Source organism: Paenibacillus sp. FSL W8-0187 (assembly GCF_037969755.1).
Classification (GTDB): Bacteria; Bacillota; Bacilli; order Paenibacillales; family Paenibacillaceae; genus Paenibacillus_AQ.
In genome coordinates, this window is the sequence record NZ_CP150206.1 from 4,837,445 (window position 1) to 4,849,191 (window position 11,747).

Sequence of the window (11,747 nt, forward strand, 5' to 3'; positions counted from 1 at the left end):
AGTTATAGCAACCTGTTATTTGATAAATGCATTTGCGTCAATAATGAGAGCGACTTGTCCATCCCCTAGAATGGTTGCTCCGGATACTCCCTGAATGGCAGGCAGATATTTACCCAAATTCTTAATGACGATTTCACTCTGTCCGATAAAATCATCGATGGTAAGTGCCGCCAGACGATCCCCTTTGCGGATTACAACGATCTCTGTTTCTTCTTCCAGCTCCTCATCAAAATCCGGAATTTCAAACAAGCGGCTGAGCGAGATGACCGGAATCAGCGATTCTCGGAACTGGATCATGCGACTGCCGTGAACATGTTTGATTTGGCCACGCTTGATGATGCCCGTTTCAACAATGGAGGAAAGCGGAATCGCATATTTTTCAGATCCCATCCGGATTAACATAGCTGCAATGATAGACAGCGTTAATGGAAGCTGAACGGAAAAGTTCGTGCCTTTCCCCGGTGTCGAGTAGATGGTGACGTTACCGCCCAGGGCAACTATTTTGGATTTAACAACGTCGAGCCCAACACCTCGGCCGGATACATCCGAAATTTTCTCTGCGGTGCTGAATCCCGGTGCGAACAGCAGTTGATTGACCTCGTCATCGGTCATGGTCGCTGCTTCGGCCTCTGTCACAACGCCTTTTGCCAGCGCGTTCTTTAGAATTTTGTCACGGTAAATGCCGCGTCCGTCATCTTCAATCTCAATGAAAACATTGTTGCCGCTATGAAACGCACGCAGATGCACGGTACCGGTCTCCGGTTTACCAGCAGCGATGCGGTCGGCAACAGGTTCGACACCATGGTCAGCCGAGTTGCGCAGCAAGTGGACCAGCGGGTCACCAATCTCATCAATAACCGTACGATCCAGCTCCGTCTCTGCTCCGGTAATAATCAAATCAATCTTCTTGTCCAGTGTTTTAGCAAGGTCACGCACCATCCTTGGGAAACGATTAAACACCGTATCTACAGGAACCATGCGCAGCTTCAGGACGATATTCTGCAAATCGCTGCTCACGCGGCTCATATGCTCAACGGTGTCCGTCAGCTCCTGATTCTTGGACTCACTGGCCAATTGCTCTAGCCGTACCCGGTCAATCAGCAGCTCACTGAACAGATTCATTAATACATCCAGCCGCTCAATATCAACCCGGATCGTTCTCGAAGGATTACCTCCCCCTGCATTTCGGGCAGGTGCCTTGGACTCTTTGGCAGGCGCTGAAGGACTCTTGGCTTCCGGTGAAGCCACAGCCGCTGGAGCTGCCTCTGAAACTTGCGGTTTGACAGCTTCTGCTGTTGCCGCACTCTCCTGAACCATTTGCTGCAAAGATTCATGATCGAGCGCCACAACCGTAGTAGTCTCGATCTCCGAAACGCCCAGAATCTGGCTTTCAATGTCTTGCGTTTCTCTTTGCGTTATGTAATATAACGAAAATACGCGATCGAATTCACCTTGTTCAATCTCTTGAACGTCCGGATACGTTTTGACGATTTCCCCGGATCTTTCCAGCGTTTCGAATACCATGTAGGCACGAACCGCCTTGAGTTGGCAATCCTCTCGCAATGTCACTTGTATATATAAAACCTTATGTCCTTCCGAAATTGATTGATCAAGCACGGAAAATTGAAACTCATCCAATTCAATTCCTTGGACGGCCACAGCGGAGTTATCTCCTTCGGCAGCTGCCCCTCCAGACGAAGCTCCTTCACCACGTACAATCGACTGCAAGGAAGCCACGATTGAGGAAACATCCGCTTTCCCGTCTCCGCCTTCGGTAATATCCTGCACCATCGATTCAAGAGCGTCCAAGCTTTTGAAGAGCGTGTCAAAGATAAAATCCTGCATCTTTAGCTTTTCGTTCCGGACAAGATCCAGCACGTTTTCCATCTGGTGGGTAAGTGAAGCCAGATCTTCGTATCCCATCGTTGCTGCCATACCCTTCAACGTATGAGCCGATCGGAAAATAATCTGTACGATCCCGATATCGTCCGGGTTGCTTTCTAATTGAAGCATGTTTTCATTTAATGATTGCAGATGATCATTTGACTCATCAATAAACATTGTCAAATATTGATTCATGTCCATTGAGAGACACCTCCTCTTCAAGTTCACTTTCCGTTATTTACAGCTTGAACCATTCTAGGTGCAATATCATGAAGTGGCAGAACGTGGCTTACGCAACCGAGCTCAACAGCTGATCTTGGCATCCCGTATACGACGCAGGTTTGCTCGCTCTCCGCATAGGTGGATGTCACTCCTGAATCGTAAAGCTTCTTCATCATTCTCGCTCCATCGCTTCCCATGCCGGTCATCAGCACCGCATGACGTTTGATCATGGTCAACGGCAGTAGGGATTCGAACAGCACATCTACAGACGGACGGTGACCATTGCGAGTCTCATCCTGACTGATCCTGATTTGGTAAGCGCCGCTGTCCGAGCGGTAAACCCTCATATGGCTGCCCCCCGGTGCAATGTAGGCTTTCCCCGGTTCCAATACCATCCCTTGTTCTGCTTCCATGACCTCCAGCTGACTGAATGAATTCAAGCGCTGTGCAAGCGATCTGGTAAAACTCGGCGGCATATGTTGAACGATGACAATCGGGGCACAGAAGTCGCCGGGAATGGGCTCGAGAAAAGCTTTCAATGCTCTTGGCCCGCCGGTGGAGCAGCCCACCGCAACCAAATCCGTCAATTCCGTTGTCTGCGGTATCTTGGCTTCACGGAGCTGATGACCCTCGTTCTCTGGAAGCACGACTGGAGCTAAGTCTGCAACAGGCTTACGATCTGCCCGTTTTCTCTTTGAACCAGAGGGCTCGGCGCCGTCCGTAACAGTAGGCATCTTCTTCTCAACAGTCCGAGCTGACGGCAAACGAGGCGAATCCATTCGCTTGCTCCGTTGGTCAGTCTCGCGGACCGTCGTTCGCGTCTCATTCAGCTGCGGCTTCTTGTTCAGCGTTTTGTCAGAAGGCTTTGGCGAAAGAGGAACCGTTATGTCCGCACTCCGTCGTCTCTGCTCTTCTTCTTCCCACAATGCCCTCCGCTGTTTAGCCTGCATCGCCGCATTCAGTTGCTTCATTAGTTCTGAACGCACCTGCTCAATATCAAGCGCATTAGAAATGGAAGGCTTTCGTATAAAATCAAATGCTCCTGCCTCAAGGGCAAGAATGGTCTCTTTCATGCCTTGCTCATTAATGCCGGACAACATAATGACCGGACGGGGGCCCGATTCCATAATGAACTTCAGAGCATCCAGGCCGTTCATTTCCGGCATTTCTACATCCAGTGTAATGACATCCGGATTCAATTCCTTTACTTTCCGAACGGCGTCAAGCCCGTTATCAGCTGTTCCGACAACCTGAAAAGATGGGTCACGCTCGATGAAATCGGAAAAGATTTTCCTCATAAATGCGGAATCGTCAACGACAAGCACACGAAAAGGCTTCATAGATGTCCACCTCAGTTTCCATTAATCCAAGCAAAGAATCATTTCGTACGTTTGAGCCACCGATGCATAAATCCTTTGATTCCCTTCGGAGCTTTCGGCTCTGTGGCAGCAGGAACGGTCATGTAGCGAAGCGCGATCCGTCTGATATCACTAGAGGCATTACATCGCGGATAAGCTGCTGTAAATGGGACCTGCCGCTTAACCGCCTGAACAACATGCGTATCATCGGCAATCGAGCCGAGCAGCTTGATGTCAATATCAAGGAAACGCTGGGCCGTCAAAATAATTTTGTTTGCTGCCTCCCGAGCCTCCTGTTCATCACCCGCACGATTGACAATTAGGCTGAACGGAACCTGGTTTTCCGTGCCGTGCACCACCTTGATTAAGGCATAAGCATCCGTAATGGATGTCGGTTCCGGCGTCGTGACGACAAGGCATTGATCAGCGGACGTAATAAACCTCATATTTTCCTTGGACAAGCCAGCTCCCGTGTCAAAAATGATATAGTCCATTTCCGAGGAAATAATTTCAATCTGTGAAATAAAATAATTCATTTCCTCTTCAGACAGGGACATCATGTCAGCCAAACCGGAACCTCCGGCAATGTAAGGAAGCTTGTCCGGTCCATATTGAATTACTTCTTCAATGCTCTTCTCCCGGCGAATGAGATGATACAAGCTGTACCGAGAGCTCACGCCCATAAGAACGTCAATGTTTGCCATCCCGATATCGGCATCAAACACCAATACCTTTTTGCCCATCGACTGTAAAGTCAGCGCAAAATTCAGTGTGAAATTGGATTTCCCAACCCCGCCTTTACCGCTGCTGACCGTAATAATCTTGGCCGTTCTTGGAGATGCTGCCTTATCGCTGTTCCCTGATTGCTGAGAAGAAACAAGCTGGCGGAGCGATTGAGCTTGATCCGTCATGTACGAATCTCTCCCAGCAGTAGATGGCATAACCGCTCGCTGTCGGCCATCAACAGATCATCCGGCACATTTTGACCATTGGTCATATAGGACAAGCGAAGGTTATGGGCATCTATCAGATTAAACAAGGAGCCGTAACTGCCGGTCTCATCCATCTTCGTGAAGATGACCTTATCGAGTTCGTATTTGCTGAAATGATCCGCGATTTCTATCATATCGCTGCTCTTGGAGGTCAGGCTGAGCACAAGATAGGTTTCGCTTTGATCGGAATGGGAGAACAGGCTTTGAAGCTCGGAAACGAGCAGCTCGTTCCGATAGTTCCGGCCTGCTGTATCCATCAACACCAAATCACAATCCTGCAGCTTCTGAAGGGCTCGCTGCATATCACCAGGCGATTGCACGACTTCCATCGGCACATTGAGAATGGATGCATAAGTACGCAGCTGTTCAACGGCAGATATCCGATACGTATCGGAAGTAATAAAACCTACCTTGCGTTGGTTACGGAACAGCTGCTCTGCAGCGATCTTCGCGATCGTGGTAGTCTTACCGACCCCTGTCGGTCCAGCGATATATACAATCCGCGTCTCGGGTTGAACGCCGCCGCCGATACGCCCCTCAAGGAACGCCTCAGCTTGCTTGTAAATCACGTTCTGCAGCTCGGCCTCACTCATCTGCATATGATTAGCTTTCCAGGCTTCCTCCGCAGCTGTAAGCCACTCTTCCGTCAGTTTGGCCGAAAGATCCTGCTTGAGCAGTTGATCCCGAATGAAATGCAGCGGCTCAGGAAGATGCTGCGCTTCAAGATTTTGCCTGGATAATCGCGCAATCCATTCCTTCATTTCCTTAAGTTCTTCAAGGACTCTTTGTTCGGATTCGCTAATTCCTAGACGGGAACTTAAAGACTCCTCCTGTCCACCACGGGATGATTGAACCGATTGAACAGATTCAACGGAAGCTGCTGTTTCCGTTTGATCGTTTCGCATCGCTGCTTGTGCAGCTGCTGCAGGCTGTTGCACATGGCCCACTTCGTTCTTTTGCCTGTTAACTTCCTCCTCGGAAGCTGCAACCTGGCTCAGAATCTCGGCAAAACGACTATAGTCATCCTCATGCTGTACGCCGGAAGCTGTATCCGTGTTACTCGCAGAGTTCGTGGAGGTCTGTGTACCGGGCTTCGAGATTTCAGCCGTTCGTTGATAAGCCTTGGGTACAGCACCAGAAGGTACAGCAGGCAGAACTTTGGACTTCATCGGAGCAGAACCTTTGGATTTCTCCGCTTGCTCTACTGCCGCGATCACCTCGATCTTCTTACGGGTAAACATCCCCAGGAATCCGCCTACCTTGGTTTCCTTCGTACTCAGTATGACGGCATCCGCACCCAAATCCGTACGAATGTGCTGCATCGCCTCAGGCATCGTGTCGACGATATACCTCTTCACTCTCATAAGTTCACCACTCCGACACTTTGAATTTCGACGTTCGGCTCCAGCTCACTATAGGACAACACCGGAATATCCTGCATGCTTCGTTCAATGACCTGCCTTAAATACATTCTTATGGCCGGTGAGGTAAGCAGAACAGGCTGCTGTCCCATCTGAATGATCCGGTTAACCTGTTCACTGAGCTTCTGAAACACACTCTGTGTCGATGCCGGGTCCATAGCGAGATAGCTTCCTTGGTCACTCTGCTGGATGCTTTCGGCGATCTTCTTCTCCAGCTGCGGTCCAACCGTGATAACCCGCATGGCCTCGCCCTCTTGAGCATATTGCTGTGTAATTTGGCGAGAGAGGGCTTGTCTAACATATTCGGTAAGGACATCGGGATCTTTCGAATAATGTCCGTAATCCGCAAGGGTCTCGAGAATTGTGACCATGTCCCGGATTGAGATTTTTTCGCGGAGCAGCTTAGCCAATACCTTCTGTACTTCTCCAATGGTCAGCACAGAAGGAATAAGCTCGTCCACAAGGACCGGATAGCTTTCTCTAATATTGTCAACCAATGCCTTGGTCTCCTGGCGCCCAATCAGCTCATGGGCATGTCTCTTAATTAACTCAGTCAAATGGGTAGCCACAACAGATGGTGGATCGACAACCGTATAGCCGGCAAGATCCGCTCGCTCTTTCATGGCTTCATCTATCCAAAGAGCAGGAAGCCCGAATGCCGGTTCGGTCGTTTCGATCCCCGTTACGGAATCATCCTCGTACCCAGGGCTCATGGCGAGATAGTGATTTAATAATAATTCACCACCGCCGACAGCATTCCCTTTTATTTTTATGACATATTCATTCGGTTTTAGTTGAATATTGTCGCGAATTCGGATAACCGGTACGACGAGTCCCAGCTCAAGTGCGCATTGTCTCCGAATCATAATGATCCGGTCCAATAAATCTCCACCTTGCTGCGCGTCTGCGAGCGGAATCAACCCATACCCGAATTCGAATTCGATCGGGTCCACCTGAAGCAGGTTGATCACACTTTCCGGACTTCGAACCTCTTCGATTTGCTGTTCCTCCTCCAACTGCTCCACTTCGACCTGCTTGCGATCCAGATTGTTTTGCATCCTCCGTGCCGCAATGAATAAGATGAGAGCAATCGGTGCGGTCGTAATCAGATGAATGGGTGTGAAAATCCCTAGCAACAGAACGGTACCTGAAACAATGTACAATAGATGAGGGTAGGAGAAGAGTTGCCCTGTTAGATCCTCCGCCAGGTTCCCTTCCGAAGAGGCTCTTGTAACAATCAAGCCCGCTGCAGTGGAAATCAGAAGCGCCGGAATCTGACTGACCAATCCGTCCCCGATCGTCAGGATGGAGTAAGTGCTCATCGCGTCTCCGAATGACATTCCATGAATAGAGATCCCGATGATAAACCCGCCGATCAGGTTGATCAGCATGATGACAATCGTGGCGATGGCATCACCCTTAACGAATTTACTTGCACCATCCATAGCCCCGTAAAAATCGGCTTCCCGCTCGATTTTTCTTCTGCGCTCCCTGGCTTGCTGCTCATTGATCAAACCTGCGTTCAAATCCGCATCGATACTCATCTGTTTACCAGGCATCGCATCGAGCGTAAATCTTGCCGCAACCTCGGCTACCCGCTCCGAGCCTTTGGTAATGACGATGAACTGTACGACAACGAGAATCAAAAAGACGATGAAGCCAACCGCAATTTCACCATTCGCTATCCACTTACCAAACGTGGCTACAACCTCACCTGCGCTAGCTTCCGACAGGATCAGCTTCGTTGTCGAAATGTTAAGCGCTACACGAAACAGTGTCGTGATGAGCAATAAGGAAGGGAAAATGGAGAAGTCCAGGGCTTCCTTCGTATTCATGGCCACCAGCAAAATAATAAGCGCCAGCGAGACATTGATAATCAGGAGTACATCGAGCAGCCATACCGGGATCGGAAGAATCATCATGAGTACGATGCCAATGACACCCGCAAGGACAGATAGATCTTTTATTTTCACTGCACTGACGCCTCCGGTCCCTAATTATTTCACTTTACCTTTTAGTTTATATACATAGGCCAGCACTTCCGCTACGGCCTGGAACAGGTCTCCCGGAATCGAATCCCCGATTTCCGACCGTTGGTACAAAGCGCGTGCCAGCGGCTTGTTTTCCATCGTTATAATTCCGTGTTCCTTCGCTATTTCTTTAATCCGCAAGGCCATGAAATCCTGGCCCTTCGCAATGATCTGCGGAGCTTCCATCATGGACCCGTCATATTTGATCGCCACTGCAAAGTGGGTCGGGTTTGTGATGATAACGTCGGCATTCGGAACTTCCTGCATCATCCGCTGAAGTGCCATCCGACGCTGGCGTTCCCTGATCTTTCCCTTAATCAGCGGATCGCCCTCCATCTTCTTGTACTCGTCTTTGATGTCCTGTTTGGACATTCGAATGTTTTTTTCGTAATCATATTTCTGATACATATAATCCAGAATGGCTAGAATAATCAGCCCGATGGCAATCTTGAAACCCAGTGACATGGTGATATCGGCCACGAAATGAAAAATGGTGTCGGGTCCCATCGTTGACAAGGAAGATAGTCCTTCCCTCGCAGCCCACAAGGTGGTGTACACGAGGTAACCGATGATGGTCAATTTAATGACCGATTTCAAAAATTCGACCAAGGAACGCATCGAGAATATGTTCTTGAACCCTTTGATGGGATCGATTTTACTGAACTTCATTTTCAAAGTCTCGCCCGTCAGCATAAACCCGACCTGCAAATAATTAGCCACCAGCGCAATAACGAACACCGAGATAAACAACGGAGCCAGCAGAAGCAAGATTTGGACACCGTACTCCCCAAATAACTGCATCACATTGTCTTTCGTAACGTCCATGGAGAGCCGATTAATATAAATGTCGGTGAATAATCGAACGATGCGGTCTCTCATATACCCGCCGAAAATTAACAAGCAAAAGAATGCGGCCAGCAAAACCGATGCACCCGATACCTCCATACTCTTGGCAACTTGGCCTTTCTTACGCGTATCCTGGCGTTTCTTCGGTGTGGCTTTCTCCGTCTTTTCACCAGCGAAAAGCTGTAAGTCGACCGGATACCGGTATGACATCCGCTTCACCTCCATCCTCCTTAAGTCGGCCCGTCTCCAATAACGCCGAGCAACTGCCGGAGTGCTTCAAACATTTTGGCAAACAGATGATCAAATAGTGATACCAGCATCGGCATGAGCAGCATCAGCAGCACGAGTCCAACGATGATTTTGATGATAATACCTATAACAAATACATTGAACTGCGGTGCCGTCCTTGCAAGAAAGCCAAGCCCGACATCGGTCAGGAACAGGGCTGCTACCAGTGGAGCGGCCATTTGAAGTGCCAATACAAAAGAGTGCGAGAATGTCCGTACGAGAAAATCCGTTACATTGCCGTCATGGATCTTCCCAAACACATCACCCGTAATCGGAATCCAATCATAGCTGTACATGATCGCATCGAGCAGATAATGGTGACCATTCATGCTCAGGAATACCAGTAGAGCCAGATAATACTTGAAGGTACCGATTAATGGGGTTGAAGTCCCTGTAAATGGATCGATGACATTGGCCATGCTGAACCCGATCTGAATATCAATTAATGCTCCTGCCGTTTGGACGACGGTCATAATAAGATAAGCAGTGAAACCAAGAAGCAGTCCCACCAATACTTCCTGGACAATCAATATGACATAAGACAGATCTTGCGGAACCACTTCTCCGAGCCCGAACGAAAAATATACGATCAGGGCAATGATGGCCGAAAGGCCTATTTTGTAAGAAGCAGGTATCCCACGTGAAGTAAACACTGGCGATATTACAAAAAAAGCTGTTATTCGACAAAAAATAAGCATGAAAACAGGTAAACTTTGCTGTAACCATTCCATGGACACTCAGCCTATCCGATATATTTGTAGAGATTGTCCAAAATCCCGTGGGTAAAATCCACTAACGTCGTTAATATCCAAGGACCAAACAGCAGTAATGCTACAAGAACAATAATAATTTTTGGTACGAAAGCCAGCGTCTGTTCCTGGATTTGTGTTGTCGCTTGAAAAATACTGATGATAAGTCCGACAACCAGTGCGAGAACCAGCATCGGTGCGCTCACCTGGAGCACAATATAGACCGCTTGTCCTGCCAGACCGATAATAAATTCAGCGCTCACGGCGAGTCCCCCTGTATTCGAATTACTTGCCGCTTATTGCTACGTGTTAAAGCTCATCAGCATGGATTTCACGACCAGATACCAGCCGTCTACCAAAACGAAGAGCAAAATCTTGAATGGCAGCGAGATCATAACTGGCGGCAGCATCATCATACCCATCGCCATCAGCACGCTGGCAACCACGATATCGATGACCAGAAACGGAATGAAGATCATAAAGCCCATTTGAAAGCCAGTCTTCAGCTCACTAATGGCAAATGCCGGTACCAAAACCGTTAACGGAATATCCTCGTAAGATTCGGGTTTCTCTGCGCCTGTGTAATTCATGAACAACAACAGATCCTTTTCCCGTGTGTGCGCGAACATGAACTTCTTCATTGGATCTTGAGCCTTATCCAGCGCTTCCGCTTGAGTAATCTCACCTTTTAGGTAGGGCTGGAGCGCTACATCATTCATCGACGACAACGTTGGAGCCATTACGAATAAGGTAAGAAACAGGGCCAGGCCGATCAACACTTGGTTTGGCGGTGTTTGCTGTGTGCCGAGCGAAGTGCGTACAAAGCCAAGCACGATAACAATCCTTGTAAAACTAGTCATCAGCACCAGTATCGCCGGTGCAATGCTAAGAATGGTGATCAGGAGTATCAAGGACAAGGAGCTTGTCCCCGGTGTGTCTCCCTCATTGCCGATTTGAATATCGATGTTTGGAATCGGATCCGCAAATGCCGTATGGGAAAACAGAAATCCAAACAATATGAAAATCGCGATAGCGTACGAGATCTTTTTATTCATGAATCTTTTTGATCCTCCCGCAGCAATTCTTCGACCTTTTCTTTCCGGTTCGGTACGCTGCGCAGCTTGGATTCGAACACTTCATGGAAAGAAGATGTATCGTCCAATTCCATTTCTTCCGGTGGTTTGCCTTTACGGAGTTTTGCCGCCAATTTCGTTATGAAAGGCGGCAGTGCCCCATTATGTATTCCAGAATCCTGTTCAAATGCAGCTTGGATAAGCGCAACTTCAGCTGGATCAGAAATTTTGTCCACCAACCGGACGTCTTCGCCAACTCCGATCACATAGATGATGCCCCCAATTTCGACGAGCTGAAGGGACTTGTTAGGGCCCATCCCAACCGCACCCAAAGTACGAATGGAGCGGCCCTGCATCCAGCTCTGATTCTTTCTGCTGAGAAAGCGAATCAGGAACACGATCAACGCAACGATGATGGCAAGTACGATAAAGACATAAAATAACTGTAAATAATACCCGGTAGTACTACTTGAGCTTAATCCATCAGAAGCTGCCATCATCATAAGAAGAATCCTTATACGCCAAGCGTCTTATTGATGGCTTCAATGACTCTGTCCGATTGGAACGGTTTAACAATAAAGTCCTTGGCTCCAGCTTGAATCGCATCAATAACCATCGCTTGTTGGCCCATGGCAGAGCACATAATCACTTTTGCGTTCGCATCGACTTTTTTAATCTCTTTCAGCGCTGCGATACCATCCATTTCCGGCATCGTAATATCCATCGTAATCAGATCTGGACGAAGTTCTTTAAATTTCTCGATTGCTTGCGCACCGTCCTGTGCTTCTCCCACAACCTCGAATCCGTTCTTGACCAATATGTCACGGATCATCATTCTCATAAATGCAGCATCGTCCACAATCAGAATTCGGTTAGCCATTGAT

Annotated in this window: 11 protein-coding genes; all 11 read right to left on the bottom strand. The window is 48.5% G+C overall.

Going from position 1 to position 11,747, the window contains the following annotated elements; genetic code table 11:
* Positions 1-15: 15 nt before the first annotated feature.
* From MKY48_RS21690 to MKY48_RS21740, 11 genes are read right to left on the bottom strand one after another with little or no spacing between them, the layout of a single operon-like run.
* Positions 16-2,085: a chemotaxis protein CheA gene (locus MKY48_RS21690; RefSeq protein WP_339266214.1), complete on the bottom strand. Its 2,070-nt coding sequence runs from the start codon at positions 2,083-2,085 to the stop codon at positions 16-18.
* 23 nt (positions 2,086-2,108) lie between these two features.
* A complete protein-coding gene (locus tag MKY48_RS21695) occupies positions 2,109-3,446 on the bottom strand; it encodes a chemotaxis response regulator protein-glutamate methylesterase (RefSeq protein ID WP_339266216.1) in 1,338 nt (445 codons plus the stop codon).
* A 38-nt stretch (positions 3,447-3,484) separates the two neighbouring features.
* On the bottom strand, positions 3,485-4,375 hold the full coding sequence (locus MKY48_RS21700; protein WP_339266217.1) for a MinD/ParA family protein: 891 nt from the start codon (positions 4,373-4,375) through the stop codon (positions 3,485-3,487).
* Positions 4,372-5,820 (bottom strand): flagellar biosynthesis protein FlhF, encoded by a 1,449-nt coding sequence (gene flhF, locus MKY48_RS21705; RefSeq protein ID WP_339266219.1) that lies wholly within the window; start codon positions 5,818-5,820, stop codon positions 4,372-4,374. The genes MKY48_RS21700 and flhF overlap by 4 nt, the downstream gene beginning before the upstream one ends.
* Entirely contained in the window at positions 5,817-7,850 is a 2,034-nt protein-coding gene (gene flhA, locus MKY48_RS21710; RefSeq protein ID WP_339266221.1) for a flagellar biosynthesis protein FlhA, read from the bottom strand. Before flhA ends, flhF begins: the two co-directional genes overlap by 4 nt.
* Positions 7,851-7,874: 24 nt before the next feature.
* Positions 7,875-8,963 carry a flagellar biosynthesis protein FlhB gene (gene flhB / locus MKY48_RS21715; RefSeq protein WP_098747031.1) on the bottom strand — a complete coding sequence of 363 codons (1,089 nt, stop codon included), beginning with the start codon at positions 8,961-8,963 and terminating at the stop codon, positions 7,875-7,877.
* 20 nt (positions 8,964-8,983) lie between these two features.
* On the bottom strand, positions 8,984-9,772 hold the full coding sequence (fliR, locus tag MKY48_RS21720) for a flagellar biosynthetic protein FliR (RefSeq protein WP_076324980.1): 789 nt from the start codon (positions 9,770-9,772) through the stop codon (positions 8,984-8,986).
* A gap of 11 nt (positions 9,773-9,783) precedes the next feature.
* Positions 9,784-10,053 carry a flagellar biosynthesis protein FliQ gene (gene fliQ / locus MKY48_RS21725; RefSeq protein WP_009594725.1) on the bottom strand — a complete coding sequence of 90 codons (270 nt, stop codon included), beginning with the start codon at positions 10,051-10,053 and terminating at the stop codon, positions 9,784-9,786.
* Between the two features lie 39 nt (positions 10,054-10,092).
* Positions 10,093-10,845, bottom strand: coding sequence for a flagellar type III secretion system pore protein FliP (fliP, locus tag MKY48_RS21730; protein WP_076324981.1), 753 nt, complete (start codon positions 10,843-10,845; stop codon positions 10,093-10,095).
* Positions 10,842-11,366 carry a flagellar biosynthetic protein FliO gene (locus MKY48_RS21735; RefSeq protein ID WP_076324982.1) on the bottom strand — a complete coding sequence of 175 codons (525 nt, stop codon included), beginning with the start codon at positions 11,364-11,366 and terminating at the stop codon, positions 10,842-10,844. The genes fliP and MKY48_RS21735 overlap by 4 nt, the downstream gene beginning before the upstream one ends.
* Positions 11,367-11,377: 11 nt before the next feature.
* Positions 11,378-11,743, bottom strand: coding sequence for a response regulator (locus tag MKY48_RS21740; protein ID WP_006211317.1), 366 nt, complete (start codon positions 11,741-11,743; stop codon positions 11,378-11,380).
* Between the last annotated feature and the right edge of the window lie 4 nt (positions 11,744-11,747).